Raw genomic sequence first — 23,318 nt, forward strand, 5'->3', positions numbered from 1 at the left:
AAAAACCAAAAAGGAGACAGTACATGAAAGCAACGAAGATCTTCGCCGTAGCAGCACTCTTCACCCTCGCTACCGCTGGTAGCGCGCTGGCATTCCACTCCGGCGGTGTCGCCGAGTGCGAAGGCTGCCACTCGATGCACAACAGCCTGGAAGGTTCCGCCAACGTGACCGGCATGGCACAGTACCAGTCCGGCCCGTACCTCTTGAAGGCACAGGACCAGTCCGGCGCCTGCCTCAACTGCCACAACTCGGCTGATACCGTGGGCAGCGGCTACCACATCTCCACCGACGGTTCGCTGGTTGGCCAGACCCTCCAGGGTCCGGTCGAGCTTACCCCGGGCGGCGACTTCGCATGGCTGAAAATGACCACCACCGGCAAGATCCGCGGCTCCGCAACCACCTGGGAAGGCGATCGTCACGGCCACAACATCGTTGCAGTCGACTACGGCTACACCGCTGACAAGACCCTGACCGCAGCACCGGGCGGTACCTACCCGGCAGCCAGCCTGGCCTGCTCCTCCTGCCACGATCCCCACGGTCGTTACCGTCGTTTCGCTGACGGCAGCATGGCTTCCACCGGTCTGCCGATCTTCAACTCCGGTTCCTACACCAACAGCAACGCGCCGATTTCCGGCGTATCCGCAGTCGGTGTGTACCGCCTGCTGGCCGGCGTCGGCTACCAGCCGAAGTCCCTGGCCGGTTCCTTCGCATTCGTCAATCCGTCCCCGAGCGCGGTTGCACCGTCCACCTACAACGCCACCACCAACACCACCGCAGCCGGCGTAGCTGACCGCGTCGCTTACGGTTCTGGCATGTCCGAGTACTGCGCAAACTGCCACACCTCGATGCACAACGACACCTACACCTCCGGTACCAAAGGTCTGGTTCACCCGGCAGGTAACGGCGCCAAGCTGACCGCACCGATCGCGGCCAACTACGCAGCATACGTATCTTCCGGTATCATGACCGGCACCGGCGCCGGCTACAGCGCAATGGCTCCGTTCGAGACCGGCAACGGCAACACCCTTGCCGACATCACCGCTCTGAAAGCCTTCCAGGCTGCTCCGACCGCTCCGACCACCAGCCAGAACGTGCTCTGCCTCTCCTGCCACCGTGCACACGCTTCCGGTTTCGAGAGCATGGCCCGTTACTACCTGGGCAACGAGTTCATGACCATTGCTGACAGCACCAACGCAGCTTCCTACGACACCAGCACCACCGAGAACAAGATCAACCAGGGCTACACCGTTGCTCAGCAGCAGAACGCATACAACGGCCGTCCGGCTTCCGTGTTCGGGCCGTGGGCACGTAACTACTGCAACAAGTGCCACGCTAAAGACTAGTACCACCTTGGCTTGACTGTGATGAGATCGGGGGGCCGGCTTTATGCCGGCCCTCTTTTTTTGTCCCGTGTCAGGTGGGGGGATGCTGCAGGGAGGTCTCTGTCATCCAGTTATTCAGCTGATGAGATCTGCCTGGTAATAAGAATCAGTTGGTGGATGTGGACCAGCAGCCTCGGCCCATGGCTCGATGACGGCTACGAATGGCATAATCCATCCGGGCAACAAGGAGGCCCTATGGTTATGAAGGTCCTGATCGTAGCGGGAATGGGGGATGCGGTCCCCGAGAAAAGGAGGCGAAACTTGAGGAATCGGTTAGAAAATCTCGGGTAAAAGCAAAGTTAGCGCAGGTAAGAGAGCCAACTCGGGTGAGTAAGGCAGGGATTGACAGGAATTGGGTTAAAACGCGAATCCGTCACGGCCACCCGCTCGCAAAGCGATTGATACTTTTGTTGGGCTAGGACCGTATTACTTTCCGATAGTGCGTAGCCAGTTTTTTGCCATGAGGGAATCCGGCTTTAGTTGCAGCACACGGTAAAAACACTGCGCTGCCTCGTCCCGTCGGTTTTGCTTGGCGAGAAATACACCCATGTTGAAATTGACGTCAGGAGAATTCGGCTCAAGGGCCATTGCCTGTCTGAAATACTCGTCAGCGTCTCCTACCAGTCCGGCTGAGGCCAATTCTACCGCGATCGTAAGGGGGCCTCTTGCAGAGGAGGGCTCCAACTTCTGCATGGCTTCATAATGCGAGCGTGCCTCGGAGGTGCGGCCGGTCTTAATAAGCAAAAGAGCCAGCTGCAGGTGTGCGTCCGTTGCTGCCGGGTCCTGCTTCAGGGCCGCTTCAAACTGCTCAGCAGCCTCACCCAATCTTCCCATCTTGGCAAGCGTCCGTCCCGTATTGATCCTGACCATCGGTTCGCCGGGATCTAAACGGGCCGCCTCCCGGAACTGCTCCAACGCCTCGGTGAACCTTCCTTTTGCCAGATACATCGTCCCAAGGTTATTGCGGGTCAACGCGGATTTGGGCCAGACGCGCAGGGCTTCTTGGTACGCTGCAAGTGCACCGTCGACGTCCCCGTACTCCTGGTTCAGCGCAATGCCATAGTTGTTGAGAATGAGGTAGTTATTGTTGGTAACCGCCAGAGTGTGTCGATAGAGGGTGATGTTGTTGCGCCAGTAGCCGAGCTGCTGCCAGGTCAGTGCGGCACAGACCGCGATGGTCAGAACAGAGAGTGTTGCCAGAACTTTAGTTCTCTGCGCCAGGGACTTGCAGGCGTCGGATACACCCCAAACGGCAAGTATCGACAGCCCGGTAAAGGGAAGGTAGGTGTAACGGTCGGCGTGCGATTGCCCACCCACCTGGATCAGGCCGATCACCGGCAGCAGGGTGACCACGAACCAGAGCCAGCCGGTTGCCAAGTAGGGCAGACGCCGCCTGAAAGAGAACACTGCAACACTTATGACGATGAGCAGCAGAACCGATCCGGTAAGCTGCCACATGATGATTTCTGTCGGAAACGGATAGAGGATCGCCATGTCGTGAGGCCAGAACATCGCGATCAGATATCTCACGTACGCCAGGAAAACATTTGCGATCCGCAGGCCGAACTGCACCTTCTCGAGGCTCTGTACCGCTCCGCCGTGCTGTTGCACGTAGATGGTGGTGACCGATGAGAGGAGCGAGAGGAGAAAAAAGGGGATCTTTTCCAGGAAGAGGTGCCGCGCCGTTTGGACCGCGGCTGTCGTGTCTCCCTCGTTGCGCCGAAAGCGGTTCAATGGCCACCAATCCAGTATCAGCAGAACCACCGGAAGGGTTACCAACATGGGTTTGGCCATCAGGCCGAGGGCGAAACACACCATGGTTGCCAGATAACGCCAGAGTTTCGGTCTCTGCACGTAGACGACGTACATAAGGAGGGTCAGATGCCAGAACAAGCCACTCAGCACATCCTTGCGTTCAGCAACCCAGGCAACCGACTCTGTATGCATGGGGTGCAGGGCAAACAGCGCAGTGACAACCAGACTCCGCCACTGCATCCCGGTTATCCGGACTAGCAGCAGAAACAGCAAGAGGGCCGAAACAGTGTGAAGTACTACGCTGGTAAGGTGGTGACCGGCCGGTTTGAGTCCGAACAACTGAACATCGGCCATATGGGAGAGCCAGGTGAGGGGATGCCAGTTGGACATGGCAGCCGACTGGAAGGCCCAGGCGACGCTACTGGCATGCAGCCCGCTCTTCACTACGGAGTTGGTTGTGACGTATCCCGGGTCGTCGAAGTTGATGAAGTCAAAGCTTGCGGTTCGCGAAAAGATGGCGAGGGTGACAACCAACATCAAAAGACAAAGCAGGGTGCTGAGCCGCATGTGTGATCCTTTAGGTGGTATGCACGACGCAACGCCTTCCCGGGCTGTACACCTGCATCCTTTTCCGCTGGAGAGCACCACCCGGGGGGAGTTCGGCGAAAAGGAACGGGGACCGACCTCAAGGCAATAGTGCAGTCGGGAGGATGGAGAAGAACCAGCGACTGGGTGCGCGTTATGGTTAGGGAAGGGGCACTCGGAGCTACGGAGCCTGCCTGGGAAGAATCCCTTTGATCTGCAGCATGTCCCGCTTGAGCCGTTGGGCTGCATAAAATTGCGGTCGGGTCATCTCTTTTTCCAGCGAGTCCCGTTTTTCCTCTGCATGTTCTACTCCCTGCCGGGCAGCATAATCGAGCCACGCATAGGCCTGAACCAGGTCTTTAACGTCGGTCCCCGGGGCACTGTACAGCACGCCCAAGGCGTACTGAGCCTGGGCGTGGCCGTTAGTGGCCGCAAAAAGGTACCATTTAATGGCCTCGGCAGGATTTGACGAGATTACGGTCCGAATGTCGTACAGCGCTCCCAGGTGGAACGCCGCCGCCACATGTCCCTGGGTAGCAGCAACCCGCAACCAGACGGCAGCCGCCACCTTGTCGGGAGCCATTCCCTTTCCTTTGTTGTATTCCATTCCCAGCAGGTAGGCAGCCTCTGCGGGCGGGTGAACCGAAGCGAGGTGGTGCCAGCGCAAGGCTTCGACGGGCGTAGGCGGTATGGCGAGGCCGGCGGAATAGATTCTGGCCAGACCTTCCTGGGCCGGAAGGTACCACTTGGCAGCGGCCAAGAGGTACCACTTAACCGCACTGGCGTAGTTCTGCTGGAAGCCGCAGCCGGATTCGCACATGGCTCCCAAGATGTACTGGGCTTCGGTGTCCCCTTGATCCGCAGCTTTTTTGAACCAGGCTGCCGCGGTCTGGTAGTTCTGTTTGACTCCCCGGCCGGTGGCATACATGATCCCCAGGTTGAATTGCGCCTCCATCTGGGACTGCCGCGCCGAAATGAAAAAGCAGTTGAACGCAGCGGTCAGATTGCGAGCCACGTTATGTCCGTTTACGTGGTCGACGCCGATGTCGTTCAGGGCCGCAGCGTTGCCACCTTCATCCTCGGCAAAGTCGGGCGTCTGTGCGCGTGACGTCCCCCTGGGGCCGACTCCGGATGACTTGCGAAATTCAAGAGAAGAGGTGGCCTCAAGGGACTGGCAGAGTGTCTGCCCTGTCTGTGCCAGGACGTTCCCTGTGCCAAGGGAAATTACTAATATGAAGGCTGCCGCAAGAACAGGTGCTTTCAAAATGCTCTCTCCGAATTGAAGCTAACGGTCCGGCGCTTTCCTCGACAACCGCCGGGGAAAAACCGGTAGACATTACATATCATGACACCTGACGCAGTTTTCTCTGGTGGTAAAGGCCGTGTAGTCGTCGTGGCAAGCGCCGCAGGATTTTTTCTCTTCATCCATTTCGGTCATGCTCACCCTGGGAGTGGTGTAGTTAAGAGGGAAGATCTTGGCATGGCAGTCGATGCAGCGGTACGTCTTGACGTGAAAACTATGGCTGAAGGTAACAGGGCCGGCGTTGATGCACTTCATAACCAGGTCCCCGGCCAGGTGGCAGCGGTAGCAGTCAATAAGGGGAAAGGCTTTTTTCCTGTTGTGGCAAGCGCCGCACGATTTGCCGCGTTCCATCTCGGCCATGGTGACCGGATTGTTCCTCCCGGTCTTGAACAGGCGCGTGTGGCACTCGTTGCAAGAGAACTTCTTGGTGTGCGGGGCGTGCACGAAGATCACGTTGCCGACCGTTTTGACGTTGAAGGTGATATCGCGGATCGTGTGGCAACGGCCGCACTCGCCGAGCGGGAAGGCAATTTTGCCGTGGCAGGCGCCGCAGGATTTCCCCTTGTACATCTCCGCCATGGTTACCGGGCGCACCGATTTGTTCCGGTAGATTTTCTCGTGACACATCGTGCAATTGTCATTGATCGCGGTGGTCTTGGTGTGTACGTCATGGCTGAACACCACGGTTCCTCCATTAACCGCTTTAAACACGATATCAAAGACATCCGAGGCGAAGACCGAAATGCACAGGGCCAGAGTAACGGCGCCCGCCATGAGGAAGTGTTTAAGCGACATTGCGTGTCCTGGAAGTTCTTGGTGTGATCAGCACTAAGGTGGCAGCTTGCTATAACGTGAAAAAGGTAGTTCTGTCAAGGGATTAGTTGCGTTTGTGCCGCCATCCGAGCGCCAGCGTAGTAATGAATGCCAGAACACCTGCCAGAGTGACGAACCAGCCGATTTTTACTTCGGGCGGATCGTACTTCATTTCCAGCACGTGCCGTCCGGAACGCCAGGGCACCGCCCTGACCACACAATCGGCGCGCCAGATGGGAACCTCCCGGCCGTCGAGGCGCGCCTGCCACCCCGGCCAGAAGGCATCGTTGACGACCAGCACACCATCTTGGGCAGTTTCCGCTTCGATGCGCAGGTTGTTCTCGGTCCGTACCGAGTTGAGAAGCCGTCCGGCACCGATGATTCCGGGGAGCGAGGAAGCCCCCTCGACTACGACCGCACCGCTACTTGCGCCAATATTCGCCAAAAGCCCCTGGAGCGCTGCCTCCTCGCTTGGTGCAGCAAGCAGTTGCCCGGCAAAGCCGGCCCAGGGACGGTGCGGAACCTTCCAGACCGAGAAGTCCCAGTCCGTGTTGTCGAGGACCCTGGTCCCCCCCTCGCTGGCGGCGATGGCAATCTCGGTTTCTTCAGGGCTATGCGGGTTCTTGATGACCATGTGGGTCACTGCGTAGCGTCTCAATGCCAATAACGACCGGGGGCCGAAGGTTCCGTTCAGGGCGCTTATCAAGCTGTCGAAACGGCGCGGGCGCAAACCGGTGTAGGTACTGATCTGGTCGATGCCCGAAGCGACGTTGTAGGAAGGCGATCCCATGTGTGACTGGCCCCCTACCTGGGCATCCAAGGCATCGAGTCCCCGTGGATAGTGGTAGTTCTCCTCCATCGGTGTCGCAATCCGGGTCGGCTCGTTGTCCCTCTTGATGGCGGCCAGGGGGGCGTTGTCGCAGACTCCGGGTACCCCCGCATGCAGGGCCAGCGGCGCCGCCAGGGAGGACTCCAGGAAAATGAGGGCCGCGAAAAGCGGACAAAGTTGCGCCCGCAGCCTCGGCCAGCGCAGGGCAGCGACGATCAGACCGGCGCAGGCAAAAAGGCTCAAGCCGGCGTGCAGCAGTCCGGTGGAGAGGTTCTGACCCGCCTGCAAGGCTCCCTGCTGCGCCGCCAGCGTCTCAAACTGTGCATCAAAGGAGTTCCAGCGCCAGAATAACAATGCGCCTAGCAGCGCAAGGCCGCCGAGCGCTCCGGCAAGAACAGCCCAGCGCTTCTCGGGATTGACGGATACCCGCTGTGCTCCGAGGGAGGCTAGTACGGCAACACAGAGCGTCAACGGCCCCACCATTTTCTCGGCATAGCGGAATTTGCCCCATACCGGCAGGTGATGCAGGAGTTGCTCGGCGCCGCCATTGAAGCCAAGCGCAAGCCAGAGTAACACCAGCGAAGCTCCGCCCAAAAGAAGCGTCAGTCTTTTTTGCCGCAGCCCCGCCAAGGCGAGCAGCAGGAGCACCGCTCCCAGGTAAACGCTCGGAAGAAAGGGCATCTCCAGCCCCGGTCGCGACATCCCGCCCAGCCAGACGAAAACCGGCCATTTGGTGGTTCCCAGATTAGGACTGCCGAAAAAGCCCGGTGCCAGGAACTCGACTACTCGCCAGGGTGCCAGTGCCCACTGAAGCCGGTCGAAGGGGTCCAGTTGCACTCCGCGGGACGTTTCCCTGAGAAAGGCCAGGGTGGGGATCAATTGGACCGCTGCCAAGGCGGTTCCCACTGCGATACCGAGAGCCGATCTTGGTAAGCTCCTGAGTCCGCCCGCTTCGACTGCCAGGGCAAGGCCCAGGAGCAGCGCGACGATGCTCCACTGGGGGTCGCCGGAAAACCAGAGGGCACAGGTTGCCGCAGCCACCGTAACGGCTCCGAAACGTCGTCCTTCTCCAGCCCGGCGCAGTGCCGCCAAAAGCCAGGGGGCAGTCGCGGCAGCGCAGAGGTACTGCACGTTCGAGCTGAGCCCCTGCACGTACCCCGATAGGCCATAGCCGAGACCGGCGATGGCCGCCGCCGCAAGGGGCGCGCCGAGTACCCGGGAGAGCAGCGCGGCTCCGAGAGCCGACAACGCGAAGTAGCAGAGGATAAGGGCATCCATCCCGGCGTGCGGGAACAGGTAGGCACCCAGCAGGGAAACCGGGTGCAGGACCCCGTGCATCATCTGGGCAAAAAGCGGGATTCCCAGAATCTCGTGCGGGTTCCAAAGAGGCAGGTGATAGCTGCGCAGCGCGTCCACGACGGTTGGCCGGATCGGCTGGAAAAGTTTCGAGGTGTCCCGCCAGGAAAGGGTGTACCCGGAGAGGAGGTAGAGCGCCGCAGGCGAGAGGACCCCGGCGACGATTGCCGCGGCCCAGAGAAATGCCGACCTTGTCGTACGCGGTGCGGCGAGTGGGGTGCCCGGGTCGGAAAGTCTCGTTGATTCCCGCTGCATGTCAGTGCTTCCCGGACCCGGCGTTCATGCTCCGGACGCTCTCGAGGTTGCGCCTGGCGTTGGAATTCTCGGGGTTGAGTTGCACCGCACGCTCGAACTCCCTGAGCGCGTCGGCGGACCGGCCGGATTTCAGGTAGGCGATCGCAAGGTTGTTGTGCAGTTCGTCGTAATCCGGGATGATCTGCAGGCACCTTTCGTAGTACTGGATTGCTGCAGCAAGATCGCCCTTGGCGAGATATGCGTTGGCCAGGTTGAAAATCGACATGGGGTCATTGGGGTTAAGTTGCGACGCCCTGGTGTAGGCGTTAATGGCGTTTTGGTAGTCCCCCAGCTTTTTGTAGACGATCCCCAGGTTGTTGTGCAGCTCGAAGTTGTTCGGGGCGATCGTCAAGGCGGCGCTGAGCTCCTTTTTCGCCTCGTTCAGGCGCCCGGCCGCGCTGTAGTAGAGGCCCAGGTTCTGGTGCGGACGCAGCTTATTCGGGCTGTTCTGGGCGGAGTCCGCCCAAAGCGAGATCTCGCTTTGCCACACCTCGTTTCTCGAGAAGGTCGCCACGGCGAGGACCAGGATGACCACGCCGAAGAGGCCGGCGAAGAGCCGGATGCCGGCTGCGGTCCCCAGAGCGACCCGCACTGCCAGGTGGGCGAGGGCGGTCACCGCGAGGAAGAGCCCGAACGAGGGGAGGTACACCCGGTACTCGGCGCCCAACTCTCCAAGCGGCAGGATGCTCGATTCGACGGAGAGCGTGACGAAGAACCAGAGGATGCCGAAGCCGGCAAGCCTCAGCTCGGGGTGCTCGCGGCGTCTGCCGCTAAGGTAATAGCAGGAAAGGCCGACCAGGAAAATAGTGACCAGCAGCAGGAAACAGGCGAAGACCGGCAGTGCGAACAAGGTGTGGTACTTGGTGAAGTCGTGGTCCACGTTCTGGTGGATCGGCAGGAACAAGAGCCTGAGGTAATCGGTGATGACCCCGAACTGGGTGAGCAGGTAGTCACCCCGGGAGATCTTCGAGACATCAGCGGCGGTAATGGTGCGCATCGTGCTGTCCAGGGCGCCAACCTGCCCCTGCTGCAGGAAAACCAGGATCGGGATGATGCACAACGTTACGGCGAAGGGAGCCAGGGCCTTCAGGCGCCGCTTGAGCTCCCGGTCCAAGAAGGTGAAATCGTAGAGGGCGACGACGAAGGGGAGGGTAAAGCTGAACTCCTTGCTCAACATGGAGCCGACGGTGCTGGCTAGGGCTAGCCCGTACCACAAAGTGCTCTTGCCGGCGGACTCGGTCTGGGACTTCAGGTAGCAAAGCAGGGCCAGCAGGTAGCCGCAGGACGCCAGCAAGAGGAAGCGGGAGGTGATATAGGTGACGGCATGGGTCTGCATCGGGTGCACGACGAAGAGCAGTGCCGTCGCGACGGGGATTGCCCCGGGGTAGCCCGTGCGGGAGGCGTCCCCCCGGGGAGCACAGCGCTCCAGCTCCAGGGTGTAGCGCGCGATCAGGTACACCAGGTAGCCGTTAAAAAGGTGCAGCGCCAGGTTGACCACGTGATACCCCACCACGTTCAGGCCGTGCAGCTTGAAGTTCAGCGCCAGGGTGAAATAACCGAGGATCCTGGTCATGAAGGCGAACTGCAGGGCGGGTGGGAGCGAGGTGGGGGAGAGTTTTTCTATCTTGAAGATATCGAAGGGGGAAAAGAAGTAATGGAAGCTCCGTATGATGGAGTTGGTCACCACGTAGGACTCGTCGTCGAACTGGAAGGGGACCGTGAAGGAGTTGGAGTAGGCCAGCACCCCCAGGACTAAAATCAACGATGCCATCACATACTTGTTACCGCAGATGCTCTTGTACATGCGAGGATTCCTTCGGAAGGCGGAGGCGCTAGCGGAACAGGTTGTATTTCACGATACATTTCAGGGCCGAGAAACCGTCCTTCCAGCCGATCTTCTTCCCTTCCTTGTAGGTCCTTCCCGAGTAGGAAATGCCGATCTCGTAGATGCGGAGGTCCATCTTGGAGATCTTCGCGGTTATCTCGGGCTCGAAGCCAAAACGGTTCTCCTCAATAGTTATCCCTTCGAGCACCTCGCGCCGGAACACCTTATAGCAGGTCTCCATGTCGGTGAGGTTCAGGTTGGTCATCATGTTGGACAAAAGCGTGAGGAACTTGTTGCCCACCATGTGCCAGAAAAAGAGCACGCGCCGGTATTCGCCCGTACAGAAACGGGAACCGTAGACGACGTCGGCCTTCCCCTCGAGGATCGGTTGCACAAGTTTGTGGTACTGGGCAGGGTCGTACTCGAGGTCGGCGTCCTGGATGATGACAATGTCGCCGCGTACGTTCTGAAAACCGGTCCTGAGTGCCGCCCCCTTCCCTTGGTTGCGGTCGTGCAGGACGACCCGGGTGTTGCCTCCGGCCAATTCGGCCAGTATTTCGCGGGTGCCGTCCGTGGAGTAGTCGTCGACCAGGACGATTTCCTTGTCGATGTCCACCGCCTGCACGGCGCGGTAGATTTCCCTGATGGTCCCCTTTTCGTTGTAGATCGGGATGACGACGGACAGTTTCATGAAGGACGTCCTTTGGATGCTTTGATTCGCGCCGTGGCACCGGTGGCGACCGGGCTGTCGCGGGAGCGGAAAAACCGCGCTGCTTCCGGCCAGGCAGGGCATTTGCCGACAGCGAGGAGTACCACAAGCTGTCCAAAAGGTCAACTCGCCCGAACAGGATAAGGCGACCGGGAACTGTCATAAAGCTTGCGCGGATATCTACTCTTAAGGTATATTCCGACGCACTTGTGCCTCAAGCCAAGGACCCCCGCTGGGCGTCCCCGGCACGCGCCGCCCCGAATGGGCCGGCCGCGCCCGGACGAAGCGGATTGCAAGGTGAAAGGTTGTTACCGTGATCAGCACAGCACGCCTCCTGAAAACCCCCGGAATCAGAACCTTTCTACAACTCTTCACGCTGGTGCTGGTCTCCTTTGCCGTATTCGGCCCGGCGTTGCGCCACGACTTCCTGATCAACTGGGATGACCGCCAGTACGTACTGGACAACCCCCTGATTCAGGGCCTCAGCCTGGAGCACCTGCGCGGCGCCCTCACCACCTTCCATCTCGGCAACTACGCTCCCCTGCATCTCATCTCGTACATGCTCGACTACGAGCTTTGGGGGATGAAGTCTTTCGGGTTCATCCTCGGCAACCTCACCATTCATGCCGTTAACGGTGTGCTCTTTTACCTGCTGCTGCGGCGCCTGGTCGGGGAAAAGGTCTGGATCTTCGCCGCCGCGCTTCTTTTCCTGGTCCATCCGGTTCAGGTCGAGTCGGTGGTCTGGATCTCGGAGCGCAAAAACCTGCTCTCCATGACCTTCTTCCTGGTCTCCTGGTACTGCTACCTCCGCTACCGGAGCACTGAGCTGGGGCGCGGCACAACCTACTACTGGGTGTCGCTCTTCGCCTTCGTCCTGGCCATGTTGACGAAGTCGGTGACCGTCGTCCTCCCCCTGGTACTCATCCTCCACGAGCTCTGCTGCGGCGAGAAGCGGCAGGGGAGGGGGGTACTGGTCGACAAGATCCCCTATTTCCTCGTGGCGGCCCTTTTTGCCGCGCTCGCCCTGAAAAGTCACGCCGTGGCCCAGGGGGGGATCACCTCCTTTCATGGCGGCAGTCCCGCAGCCACCTTCTTCACCATGCTCACGGTGCTGATGCGCTACCTCGGTTTTTTGGCCTGGCCGGCGCAGCTGAGCGCCTTCTACGACATACAGCTCAAGCCCGGAGTGGACCAGCAGGTGGCCTGGGCGGCACTTAGCTCTTTGGCACTGTGCGTCTTTGGTTTCTTCTTGTATCGCCGTAGGCGAAAGCTCTTTTTCTGGTACGCACTCTTCTTCGTTGGGCTGATCCCGGTCTCCCAGATCGTGCCGATCGTCACCTTGATGAACGACCGCTACCTCTACTTCCCGATGCTGGGAGCGGCGGCCTTTGTCTGTGCCGCACTGCTGGGAGAGGCTAGCTGGGAGGGGGTGTTCGCCTCGCGCCGCTCGCTGGTGACGCTGGTGCTCATCCTGGTAGCGACCGGGGGCTTTGCCGCTGCCGCCAGCGCCAGGGTTCCGGTATGGCAGGACAGCTACACCCTCTGGAAGGATGCCAGCGCGAAGGCTCCCAGGCTTGCGCTTACCCACGATGCCTACGGCGAGGGGCTGCTGCAGCGCGGCCGGTTCGACGAGGCCATCAACGAGTTTCAGATGGCCCTGAGCCTGGAGCGCACCGGTGCGCAAAAGAGCCACGACCCGAACTGGCGCACCACCTGGGCGAACACGCGCAACAACCTGGGGACCGCCTACGGGATGAAGGGGTGGACCGACCAGGCGATCGACCAGTTTGTCATCGCCCTGAAGCTGGATCCGGATCTCGCCAAGGCGCACTTCAACCTAGGGAACGCGCTGATGAACAAGGGGCAGGCCGAGGCGGCGCTGCGCTCGTTCAGCAGCGCGGTGCGTCTGAACCCCGGCAACCCCGCTTTCCAGGCGAACCTCCGCCAGACGCGCGAGATCGTGGAGTCGAGAGCGCCCCAGGCGATGCCTGGTGGGCCGAACTAGCGGGCAAGGGTCCGGAAGGAAAACCGCATCCCCCCCTCCCTTGACGGGAGGGGCAGGGGGGTGGGTGAAGCTGTCATCTGCGATGATATGGCGCCTTCCCCCTCACCCTATCCCTCTCCCGCGAGGGGAGAGGGGACCTCATTGTTCTGCTTTCCAGGATGTTCCCGAGGACCCTTCCGCAAAGGGAGCGACGCGGCGCCTGCCGGCACTGGAACCGTGGTGGGAGCTTTGTGACAGGGCTCCGGTGAAATGACATAGCGATGTGATGGGCAGGCGCCCCAAACCGAGGCGGCCTGCGATTGAAGGAGACGGTTCATGCTGGAGAAATGCAACGTTTGCGGAGAACCCCTTAAGGCGCACTTCACCGAGGTGCGGGACCCGCTGACCGGCGAGATGTTCGAACTGAAAAAGTGTCCCGCTTGCGGCCTGGGACATACCGTGCCGCAGCCCGAGGACCTGGGCCCCTACTACGCAGGGTATTACGGCGGCAGGCACGGCTTCACCCTGCGCTACTGCATGAACCGGCGCATGGGGTTCGTGGGGCGGGCGGTTGCCGGTAAAACGGGTGGACGGCTGCTGGACATCGGGTGCGGTGACGGCTCCTTCCTGCTCACCGCCCAAGCCGCTGGGTGGGAGGTGGTGGGGACCGAGCTCAACCCGGGTCCCGCCCGGCAGGCCGGGCTCGAGGTCTGGGAAGCGGTGGCGCAACTCGACCCTCGCCAGGGTTTTGACTGCATCACCATGTGGCACACGCTGGAGCACATGCGCGACCTCCCGTCCATGATGGCCAACATTGGTAAGGTGCTTAAGCCAGGTGGCAAGCTCATCGTCGCCGTACCAGACTTCGGCGGCTGGCAGGCGAAGCTCTTCAAAGGGAAATGGCTCCATGTGGACGCGCCGCGCCACCTCTATCACTTCGATGCCGGTGCCTTGCGTCGTTGCCTGAGTGGGGGCGGGTTTTCCGTAGAGCGCGAGTGGCATCAGGAGTTCGAGTACGACCTGTTGGGATGGTCACAAAGTGCGCTCAACTACCTCATGCCGTATCCCAATGTTTTTTTCGAAGCGCTGGCCGGCAAACCCGCCAAGCACGGTCCCTTGGTGACGGGAGCGGCCTACCTGTTCGGCTTGCTGCTCACCCTTTTCCTACTCCCCGCGCAGTACGCCGGTACCTTCTTCAAACGCGGCGGCACCCTGATATGCGTCGCCGGACGCTCCTCGACCGCAAAACCGGTAGCCGCCGGAGTGGCTGCGCAATGATCCGCCTCTTTGCCGATAGCCGTTTCTCCCATGCGGAGGGATCGGCATGATCCAGGCAAATGCCAACCTTGGCAGTTCCCGCAAAGAGTTGTGGATCCCGCTGCTCTTGATCGCGTGCCTGACCCTGGCCGTCTATTACGTGAGCTTTTCGAACGGCTTTGTCTGGGACGACGACAGCATCATCGTCAAGAACTCGCAGACCCTCGAGCTAAGCCATCTGCCGGACGTACTGTTCTCCCCCGACGTGGTGAAGCCCTACTACCGCCCGCTGAACCGCGCCAGTTATCTCTTCGATTACTGGGCCTACGGTATGAACCCTCTCGGGTTTCACGCGGTCAACATCGCCATCCACCTGGTAAACGCGCTCCTGCTTTTCCTGGTTGGCTGTCGGCTGCTTCCGGACCGGCGCGGGGCCCTCTTTGCGGCCCTGCTCTTTGCCGTACATCCCGTGAACGCTGAGGCGGTCAATTTCATCTCGGCGCGCAACACTCTCCTGTCCCTCGCGTTTTCGCTGGCCGCCTTCCTCTGGTTCCTCGAGGCCAGGGGGCGCTGGGGGCGCCCGCTCTTTTTCTCGGCGCTGCTTTTTTTCGGCGGGCTGCTCAGCAAGGAGACCGGGCTCATGCTCCTTGCCGTGCTCCCCTTTTATGCGCAGTCGTCGGAACCCGGGGCCTCTGCGGTCGACTGGCGGACAAGGGTGGGATGGATTTTCCCCTACCTCCTCTTCCTGGCGCTGTACCTCGGTATGAGGACCTATTCGCTGCAGGGGGTGGTGGGGGTCGCGGTCCCGGCGGAGGGCCTTTTCGCGCGTCTGGCCCAGAACTACTACATCCTGCCCCGTTACCTCGGGCTGCTCTTGGCCCCGTACGGTTTTACCATCTTCCACACGGTGCCCAAGGAGCACCTCTTTTCCATCCCCTGGCTCTTCGTGGCCTGGGTGGCTCTTTTGGGCGCAGTCTTCCTCATCCTGCGCGGGCGTAACGCCGCGGCCCGCTTCGGGTTACTCTGGTTTGCGGCCAACTACGTGCCGATCTCGAATGTCGTGCCGATACCCAGCGACTACATGACGGAGCGCTTTCTCTACCTGCCGGCGGTCGGATTTTTCATCCTGGCGGGAGCGGGATTCTGCTGGTTGCAGGCCCACCTGGAGACAAGGCGCTGGGCGGCAATCGGTGCGCTCGCCATGGTGATTTGCTGCGCCGGCCTTACTGCTGAACGTAACCTGGACTGGCGTAACGATCTTTCCCTTTTCGGAAGCGCGGTGCGTAATAACTCCGAGTCTGTCGGCGCGCGATTCAACTTCGGCACGGCTTTGATGGAGAAGGGGGACCTGGCAGGGGCGCAACAGGAATGGCAGAAGGCGCTGGAGATAGATCCTCGGCATACGGATACTCTTGCCCAACTCGGGACGCTTGCGGCGACGCAGGGGGATTTGGCTCGTGCCGAGAGCTACTACCGCGCGGCCCTCGACTCCCCCTCGGCGAATAACACACCCGGAGCGTCGATGGCCCATTTCAACCTGGCCAAGATCTACGAGAAAAAAGGGTTGCCCAGAGAGGCTCTCCGTCACTACCGGCTTTTCCTGGAGAATGTCAACCTGAGCTACGAAGAGTATCGTCCATTTGCCGAGCGCCGTGTCGCGGCCCTTGGTGCTTCCGTCCCCGCCGAGGCGCGCTAGTCGTCCTCTGTTGCCACTGGCATTGCAGTGAATTGAAGACTTTGTATCGAGAAGATGACTAAACCTATCGTGGAGAGAGTATGCTGAACGGAAAAAAAATCATCGTAGTCATGCCGGCGTACAACGCGGAAAAAACCCTGGAAAAAACCTACAACGAGATCCCCATGGAGATCGTCGACGAGGTGGTACTGGTAGATGACGCAAGTCGCGACCGGACCTCAGAGATCTCCAGGCTCATCGGGATCCACACCATCGTTCACTCCAACAACAAGGGGTACGGGGGAAACCAGAAAAGCTGCTACCGTGCCGCTCTGGACCTGGGGGGGGACATCGTCATCATGGTGCATCCCGACTATCAGTACACGCCCAAGCTTATCCCAGCCATGGCGTCCATGCTCGCCTATGGCGACTTCGACGCGGTGCTGGCGTCGCGCATCCTGGGAACCGGTGCACTTGAAGGGGGGATGCCGCTTTACAAGTACATTGCAAACCGTGCTCTTACCCTCTTCGAAAACCTGATGCTCGGTCAGAAACTGTCCGAGTACCATACCGGCTACCGGGCCTTTACCAGGGAAGTCCTTGAGAAACTGCCGCTGGATCAAAACTCCGACGATTTCGTCTTCGACAACCAGATGCTGGCCCAGATCACCTATTTCGGCTACAGGATCGGCGAGATCACCTGCCCCACCAAGTATTTTGAGGATGCTTCATCTATCAACTTCCGCCGCAGTGTCATCTACGGTTTAGGTGTTTTGAAGACTTCCTTGCAGTATCGCCTGCACAAGTGGGGCATCGCTAGCTCGTCGATTTTCTCTTAAAAAAGGGAGTTCAGTTCACCGTGCTAATTAAACCATTGTTGTGCGCTTAAACTGCCTGATAAAGTACACGGGGAAGTGTAGCATGCCTGCTGAGGGAATTACCAGATACCGTTATACGAAGCTCCTCTTTGGCGTTCTCCTTGCCGTAATCGTCTGCGGGGTCTATTGCAACAGTCTGAACAATGGCTTTGTTTGGGACGATCATGAAATAATTGTCGATAATCCTGTCAACAAAGATTGGTCCAACATCGGCCTCGTGTTCCGCCAACCGGACGACCTGATGAGGGGGGCGGGAGTGTCCGCCCCCTTCTACCGTCCGGTGAACCGTCTCAGCTACCTGGTCGACTACCAACTGTACGGGGTCAATCCCTTGGGCTACCACGCCGAGAATGTCCTCCTGCATCTTGCTGTGGTATGCTGCCTCTACCTCCTAGCCTTGCGCCTGTTCGGGGCACCGGCTCCCGCCTTTGTCGCTGCACTCCTGTTCGGTATCCACCCGATTAATGCCGAAACCGTGAATCTTGTCTCCGCCCGGAACAACCTGCTGGCAGCGCTCTTTGTTTTCCTCTCCTTTTTCGTCTTCAACCGTGCCTCAAAGACCGGACAGAAAGTCTTTTTCCTGCTCTCTGGCGTGCTCTTCTTTCTGGCCCTGCTGTGTAAAGAAACGGCGCTCATGCTGCTTCCTTTTCTCTTTGTGTACGACTTGCCGGCTATCGGCGCACTGAGGGGGAGGTTGTGGGACAAGCTCGTGAGCACCTTCCCGCTTATTTTTTTTGCCGGAATCTACTTCGCCCTGCGAAGTGCGGTCCTAACTGGCAGTTCCAGGATGAGTCTCGACTTGGGCCGCTTGGGCCACCGCATGTTACAGAATCTCTTCGTGATGCCGCGCTACCTGGAAAATCTGCTGCTACCGCTGAGGCTTAATGTGGACTACCAGGTGCCATCAGAACTGAAGGCCGCTGATTGGTGGCTAACGCCTGTGTGGTGCTTTGTTGTCGCTGGAGTCGTTCTTCTCTGGCGAACTGGCCGGCCGGTAACCCGGGCGGGGTTGGTCTGGTGCGCGATCAATCTTTTTCCGATTGCCAATGTAATTCCAATTCCGAGTGCTCCTCTGGCTGATAGGTTCATGTACCTGCCGTTGCTAGGTCTCTGTTTAGTGGTAGTCGACCAAGGACTGAGCTATGGCCAGAGACCTCGAAACTTCGCCTTGGGCGCCGGCGCAATTCTGGCCATTTTCCTGATGACACTGACTGTCAGGCGGAACCTTGATTGGTTAGACGACTGCTCCCTCTTTGCCAGTGCCATCAGGGTCGCCCCCGATTCCACTTGGGGATACTATAACCTTGGCGCGGTGCTCTTGGACAAGCAGGATCTCGCCGGCGCGACGCACGCGTTCCTCGCCGCATTGCGCGTCGACCCGAAACACAGCGGTTCGCTCTTTCAACTGGCGAGCATTCAGCTCAATGCTCAGTCGTACCAGGAGGCGGAGCGGTATCTCCGATTGGCATTGCAGGCAGATCCTGGCCACGCCGAGTCGCTCTTCAACCTTGCTGTGCTCTTAGAAAAGTTAGACCGGGGGAGAGAGGCTCTCCCATTGTATGAAACTTTTCTCACCAATGTTTCGGCCAAATATGAGTCCCTGCTTCCAAAGGTCCGGAGCAGGATTGCCCAGTTGCACAAGCAATATGACTGACTGTGCCCCCTGAAAATGACGATCGGAAGGCGCCAGTGGGGCGTTGTGGATAAGTTTTTTTACGGACACCACGGGGAGATCATTTGCAATGAGCATTAACCGTCGCCACATCTTTTTCCTGCTGTTCGGCCTCTCCGGGTTTTCAGGCCTTATCTACGAGTCCATCTGGACTCACTACCTTAAGCTTTTTTTAGGCCATGCGGCCTACGCTCAGACTCTGGTGCTTGCGATTTTCATGGGTGGGATGGCAATCGGTTCCTGGATCTGCAGCACCTATTCCGCGAGCTGGAAGAACCTTTTGTTGGGGTATGCCGTTACCGAAGGGGTCGTCGGATTCTGCGCCCTATTGTTTCATCCTGCTTTTACCCGAATTATTGACGCTGCCTATACGACGATGATACCGGCCATCGGGGAACCGGTTGCCGTCAGCGTTTTTAAATGGACGCTTTCCGCACTGATGATTCTGCCCCAGTCCATTTTGCTCGGAATGACCTTTCCGCTCATGAGTGCCGGAATCCTGCGCCGTTTCCCCGACCGCCCCGGTCGTTCCATAGCGTTTCTGTATTTCACCAACAGCATCGGAGCGGCTTTTGGGGTGTTACTGAGCGGGTTCGTCCTGATCCGGTGGATCGGCCTCCCGGGCACCATCTGCCTTGCCGGGGCTATCAACATTGCACTGGCCCTTGTTGTCTGTTTCCTGGTGAAGGGGCCCTCCTCCACTAGCGAGAATGTCGAGTCCGAGACATTGCCTGCTGGCGAACCGAAAGCCGGCGGGTGGTATCGGCTTTTTCTTTTGGTCTCCCTGCTGACCGGGACGGCTTCCTTCATTTACGAGATCGGCTGGATCAGGATGTTGAGCTTGGTCCTTGGTACCTCAACTCACGCTTTTGAACTTATGTTGAGTGCCTTTATCTTCGGTCTTGCCTTCGGTGGGTTGTGGATCCAGCGGCGTATAGATCAGGTTGGCAGGCCCGCCCGGTACCTTGCCTGCGTGCAGGTTGCAATGGGAATTCTGGCACTGTCGACCCTCCTTCTGTACGGTAACACCTTTGAAGTGATGCAGTGGATTGTGAAAAGTCTGCCGAAAAATGATTTAGGATATGGCCTGTTTAACCTTTCCGGCAGTGCCATCGCCATGGCCATCATGTTTCCGGCGACCTTTTGCGCAGGGATGACTCTGCCGCTCATCACCTTTGTTCTGCTTCGTCAGGGGCACGGGGAGCGGAGTATCGGTGCCGTATATGCAGCCAACACGGTGGGGGCGATCATCGGGGTCTTCTTTGCTATCCACCTGGGACTGCCGTTGTTCGGTCTGAAGGGGCTGATCAGTTTCGGTGCGGGGCTCGATATCCTCGTTGGCGTGGTCTTGTTCTGGGGTGCCGCCGATTCGGGAGATCGTCGTCAGGCCGTGGGCTTTACTGCTGCGGGGGGCGCTGCGCTGAGTATCACGCTTCTATTCGTTAATCTGGATCCCTACAAGATGGCTTCGGGAGTATACCGGTACGGTACGCTTTTGAACCGGCAAAACACAAAACTTGTCTCCTACCAGGACGGAAAAACGGCGTCAATAAGCGTGGTGCGGGATGGCGACGGTTCAATGTCCGTCAATACCAATGGCAAGACAGATGCCTCCATCATGATGCAGGGGCAAGGAGCAACCAGCGACGAATCAACTATGATTCTGCTTGCAGCACTCCCCATGTCCCTTAACCCAGGGGCGCGTACCGCGGCCTCCATTGGGATGGGTTCCGGCATGACTTCCCATGCCTTGCTAGGAAATCCACGGCTTCAGCAAGTCGATACTATTGAAATTGAGAATAGGATGGTTGAGGCTGCTCGTCTGTTCCGTCCCGCTGTCGAACGTGTTTTTAACGACACGCGCAGCAAAATCTACATCGACGACGCAAAGACCTACTTCTCCAGTTACAACAAAAGCTATGATCTTATTGTTTCAGAGCCCTCGAACCCGTGGGTTAGCGGGGTGGCTGGGCTTTTCTCCGAGGAGTTTTATCGGCTGATCAAGCACCACATGACCGACGATGGGGTATTCGTGCAGTGGGTGCAACTCTACGAGATCAACACCGACCTGGTTGTCTCGGTACTTAAAGCGGTGTCCAACGAATTCTCCGATTTTGCGGTGTATGCGCCCAATGATTTTGATATCGTCATAATCTCAAAAAAACGCGGGCTACTTGGTGAGCCGGACCAGGAGATTTTGAACCTGCCGGCCTTGAGATCAGCCTTGAGTAAAAACAGCATCCATGGCGCGCAGGACATTGCCGTGCGTAAGATCGGCACTAAGAAATTTCTCGGCAATTTCTTAGTGAATCATCCCTGCCGGGCAAACTCCGACTACTACCCGTTCGTGGATCAAAATGCTGCTAAGACCCGTTTTCTCAGTAGTAGCGCCACTGAGTTGTTGCAACTGCCTCGAGCACCCCTGCCGACCCTCGATATGCTCCAAGGGGAGCCAAAGCCTTGGCGAGAAACCAAAGTCACTCCTGCAGTATATTCGCACAGCAGCCAAGCGGCTTTCGCTGCCATGGCGCTCAGGGACTTTTTTCTCGTGGGGGACTTCCATGACCGCTACAATATTGTTCCGGACCAAGTCAAGCAGGACGCATTACAGGTGAAAAGACTCTTTACGGTCTGCGGCGCTAATCCGAATCAGCAATTGGGAGCGCTCTTTGCCACTGCGATCCGCATGATCCCGTATTTGACCCCCGAGGAACTGGATTCCGTGTGGGCAGGGTTGGAGAGTGGTCCTTGCACCTCCTCGTTGGCTCCGTCCACCAAGGCCTTCGTCTCGTTGTTCAAGGTTACCGGCCGTCGTGATGCCCGCACCATGAGTACCAATGCCAGTGCACTGCTGCAAAATGCCGACGGGATGACGCAGGGGACGGTAAAATACCTGTTAGCTTCGGCGATGCTTGGCGCATTGGCGTGCGGCGATATCGCGACGTCTGAAGCGTTATGGTCTAAATTCAGGGTAGGAGCCTTTGGCGGCACGGAACCCGACCTGTTGTACCGGTTGCTTACCACGTACCGCGCCCCTCGATGAGGCTGTGTGCGTCCGGCCTGGCTCAGTTCTAAATTGGAAAAAGGATAACGCATGCGCAATCTCAAGATGCTGCTCTGTGTCGTACTGACGTTGGTTACCATGATTGTCTTCCTGCAGACGGCAACTCACCAATTCATCAATTTCGATGACCCGGGATATGTCACGTCAAACACTGCTGTCAAGGGAGGCCTCTCTGCTGCCGGCCTGGCCTGGGCCTTCACGTCGACGGCCATGTCCAATTGGCATCCTTTGACCTGGCTCTCCCACATGATCGATGTCCAGTTCTTTGGCCTGGATCCCCGGTGGCACCACCTGACCAGCGTTTTCCTGCATGCAGTTACGGTCGTTGTGCTGTTCATGCTCTTGGAAGGGATGACCGGGGCGTTGTGGCAAAGCTTTTTCGTGGCGCTCCTGTTCGCGGTTCATCCGCTCCATGTCGAGTCCGTTGCCTGGGTGGCGGAGCGCAAGGACGTACTCAGTTGCCTGTTTGGATTGATTTCGCTTTCCTGCTACGTCCGCTACGTCAAAACACCAGGGGCTCGCTGGTACTTGGCCTCACTGCTCCTTTTCGTGGCCTCCTTGATGAGCAAGCCGATGCTGGTCACCCTGCCCTTGGTGATGCTCCTGCTGGACTACTGGCCTCTCGATCGGTACGGGTGCGATCCCAGCACTAACGCCACACTGCCCGTGCTGCGCCTGGCGCGGGAGAAAATTCCCTTCTTCGTCTTTTCAGCGCTCTCCTCTGCCATCACCGTGTATAGCCAGCACAAGGGCGGGGCGATGGCGACCCTCGACAAAGTTCCGGTAACCGCGCGAATCGAAAATGCGCTGATCGCCTGGGTTAAATACATCTTTTTGATGGTCTGGCCCCAGGACCTCGCGATTCTTTACCCCTTTCCCAAGCATCTGGTGCTGTGGCAGGCCGCTGCCGCGGGCATTGTCCTGGTCATAATCTCCACGGCAGTGGTTCGTTACCGGCGCCGCTTTCCGTACCTCCTCACCGGGTGGTTCTGGTACTTTATAACGCTGCTACCGGTCATCGGGCTGGTCACGGTGGGCGGCCAATCCATGGCGGATCGCTATACCTACTTCCCACTCATCGGCCTTTTCGTGGCCTGTTGCTGGTTGATACCCGATCTCATGCAGGGGTGGCAACATCGCCAGGTCGTGTTGGCCGTACTGGCGCCACTGGTCTTTTCGCTCCTCACCGCAGTCACGTGGCGCCAGCTCGGCTACTGGAAGGATGATTTCTCCTTGTTTCGCCACACGCTTGAGGTGACCTCCGATAACTACCTGATCCTGAACAACTACGGAATTGCTCTCGATGCCAAAGGGAACCATGCCGAGGCGTTTAGATATTTCAACGAGGCGGTGCAGGTAAACCCACGCTCGGCAATGGCCTACAGTAACCTTGGATCGGTCAGCCTGGGATGGGGAAAACTCGATGACGCGGTCCAGAATTACACCAAAGCGTTGGAGATAAACCCGAATCACCTGCAGGCTCGTGCCGGCATGGGCAAAACGCTGGCAGCACTGGGACGTTTCGACGAGGCAGTCTGGCAGTTTCAGGAGGCCCTGAAGATTGACCCTTCGCTCACTGCGGCTCACCAGAACTTGGCGCTGCTGCTTATTAAGCTTGGAAAAAACTCGGAGGCACAATCGCACTATGAGGCTGCCTTGCAGCTGGATCCCCGGTCCCCCAAGGCTGCGCTCGACATGGGAATAGCTATGGCGCAAGAGGGGAAGATGGTGGAGGCGCTCGGTTATTTCGATGATGCACAGCGTATAGCACCAACCTCGGTCGAGGCGCATTTCAACCGTGGGCTGGCCTTCGTGCGGCTCAACAGAAAGGAAGAAGCAGCCGGCGAATTCGCACGCGTGCTTGAATTACGCCCTAATTCCCGCGAAGCACGGCACTGGCTGGACATGTTGCAGAAACAGAATTAAGTACTGCCCAG

14 protein-coding genes are annotated in these 23,318 nt (G+C 58.8%); 8 read left to right on the forward strand and 6 right to left on the reverse strand.

The features are described from left to right. The first annotated feature begins 23 nt into the window (after positions 1-23). Positions 24-1,343, forward strand: a complete 1,320-nt coding sequence (locus H7688_RS19980; protein ID WP_183363025.1) for a cytochrome C — start codon at positions 24-26, stop codon at positions 1,341-1,343. 465 nt (positions 1,344-1,808) lie between these two features. Here H7688_RS19980 and H7688_RS19985 read toward each other — a convergent pair whose 3' ends face one another. The 6 genes from H7688_RS19985 to H7688_RS20010 form a co-directional block, all read right to left on the reverse strand. Further along, entirely contained in the window at positions 1,809-3,704 is a 1,896-nt protein-coding gene (locus H7688_RS19985) for a tetratricopeptide repeat protein (RefSeq protein ID WP_183363026.1), read from the reverse strand. Between the two features lie 199 nt (positions 3,705-3,903). After that, positions 3,904-4,986, reverse strand: a complete 1,083-nt coding sequence (locus H7688_RS19990) for a tetratricopeptide repeat protein (protein ID WP_183363027.1) — start codon at positions 4,984-4,986, stop codon at positions 3,904-3,906. 72 nt (positions 4,987-5,058) lie between these two features. After that, complete coding sequence (locus H7688_RS19995) at positions 5,059-5,820, reverse strand: cytochrome c3 family protein (protein ID WP_183363028.1); 762 nt, start codon at positions 5,818-5,820, stop codon at positions 5,059-5,061. Between the two features lie 82 nt (positions 5,821-5,902). Next, entirely contained in the window at positions 5,903-8,278 is a 2,376-nt protein-coding gene (locus H7688_RS20000; RefSeq protein WP_183363029.1) for a hypothetical protein, read from the reverse strand. A 1-nt stretch (position 8,279) separates the two neighbouring features. Next, positions 8,280-10,121, reverse strand: coding sequence for a tetratricopeptide repeat protein (locus H7688_RS20005; RefSeq protein ID WP_183363030.1), 1,842 nt, complete (start codon positions 10,119-10,121; stop codon positions 8,280-8,282). Positions 10,122-10,149: 28 nt separating this feature from the next. Then, positions 10,150-10,833 (reverse strand): glycosyltransferase family 2 protein, encoded by a 684-nt coding sequence (locus tag H7688_RS20010; RefSeq protein WP_183363031.1) that lies wholly within the window; start codon positions 10,831-10,833, stop codon positions 10,150-10,152. Positions 10,834-11,164: 331 nt separating this feature from the next. Between H7688_RS20010 and H7688_RS20015 the strand changes: the two genes are divergently transcribed. From H7688_RS20015 to H7688_RS20045, 7 genes are all read left to right on the forward strand, one after another. Next, a complete protein-coding gene (locus H7688_RS20015; protein ID WP_183363032.1) occupies positions 11,165-12,856 on the forward strand; it encodes a tetratricopeptide repeat protein in 1,692 nt (563 codons plus the stop codon). 315 nt (positions 12,857-13,171) lie between these two features. Further along, entirely contained in the window at positions 13,172-14,113 is a 942-nt protein-coding gene (locus tag H7688_RS20020; RefSeq protein ID WP_183363033.1) for a class I SAM-dependent methyltransferase, read from the forward strand. Positions 14,114-14,159: 46 nt separating this feature from the next. Further along, complete coding sequence (locus H7688_RS20025; RefSeq protein ID WP_183363034.1) at positions 14,160-15,788, forward strand: tetratricopeptide repeat protein; 1,629 nt, start codon at positions 14,160-14,162, stop codon at positions 15,786-15,788. Between the two features lie 80 nt (positions 15,789-15,868). Next, a complete protein-coding gene (locus tag H7688_RS20030; protein ID WP_183363035.1) occupies positions 15,869-16,606 on the forward strand; it encodes a glycosyltransferase family 2 protein in 738 nt (245 codons plus the stop codon). Between the two features lie 82 nt (positions 16,607-16,688). Next, entirely contained in the window at positions 16,689-18,299 is a 1,611-nt protein-coding gene (locus H7688_RS20035) for a tetratricopeptide repeat protein (protein WP_183363036.1), read from the forward strand. 88 nt (positions 18,300-18,387) lie between these two features. Further along, a complete protein-coding gene (locus tag H7688_RS20040; protein WP_183363037.1) occupies positions 18,388-21,360 on the forward strand; it encodes a fused MFS/spermidine synthase in 2,973 nt (990 codons plus the stop codon). Positions 21,361-21,411: 51 nt separating this feature from the next. Further along, entirely contained in the window at positions 21,412-23,307 is a 1,896-nt protein-coding gene (locus H7688_RS20045; protein ID WP_183363038.1) for a tetratricopeptide repeat protein, read from the forward strand. Positions 23,308-23,318: the final 11 nt, after the last annotated feature.

This window comes from Geomonas limicola, from assembly GCF_014193675.1.
Lineage (GTDB): Bacteria > Desulfobacterota > Desulfuromonadia > Geobacterales > Geobacteraceae > Geomonas > Geomonas limicola.

Coding starts and splice junctions, on each gene's coding strand:
- H7688_RS20010 (WP_183363031.1), bottom strand. CDS start 10,833: ATGAAACTGTCCGTCGTCATCCCGATCTACAACGAAAAGGGGACCATC.
- H7688_RS20035 (WP_183363036.1), top strand. CDS start 16,689: ATGCCTGCTGAGGGAATTACCAGATACCGTTATACGAAGCTCCTCTTT.
- H7688_RS20000 (WP_183363029.1), bottom strand. CDS start 8,278: ATGCAGCGGGAATCAACGAGACTTTCCGACCCGGGCACCCCACTCGCC.
- H7688_RS19995 (WP_183363028.1), bottom strand. CDS start 5,820: ATGTCGCTTAAACACTTCCTCATGGCGGGCGCCGTTACTCTGGCCCTG.
- H7688_RS20045 (WP_183363038.1), top strand. CDS start 21,412: ATGCGCAATCTCAAGATGCTGCTCTGTGTCGTACTGACGTTGGTTACC.
- H7688_RS19980 (WP_183363025.1), top strand. CDS start 24: ATGAAAGCAACGAAGATCTTCGCCGTAGCAGCACTCTTCACCCTCGCT.
- H7688_RS20025 (WP_183363034.1), top strand. CDS start 14,160: ATGATCCAGGCAAATGCCAACCTTGGCAGTTCCCGCAAAGAGTTGTGG.
- H7688_RS20040 (WP_183363037.1), top strand. CDS start 18,388: ATGAGCATTAACCGTCGCCACATCTTTTTCCTGCTGTTCGGCCTCTCC.
- H7688_RS19985 (WP_183363026.1), bottom strand. CDS start 3,704: ATGCGGCTCAGCACCCTGCTTTGTCTTTTGATGTTGGTTGTCACCCTC.
- H7688_RS20005 (WP_183363030.1), bottom strand. CDS start 10,121: ATGTACAAGAGCATCTGCGGTAACAAGTATGTGATGGCATCGTTGATT.
- H7688_RS20020 (WP_183363033.1), top strand. CDS start 13,172: ATGCTGGAGAAATGCAACGTTTGCGGAGAACCCCTTAAGGCGCACTTC.
- H7688_RS20030 (WP_183363035.1), top strand. CDS start 15,869: ATGCTGAACGGAAAAAAAATCATCGTAGTCATGCCGGCGTACAACGCG.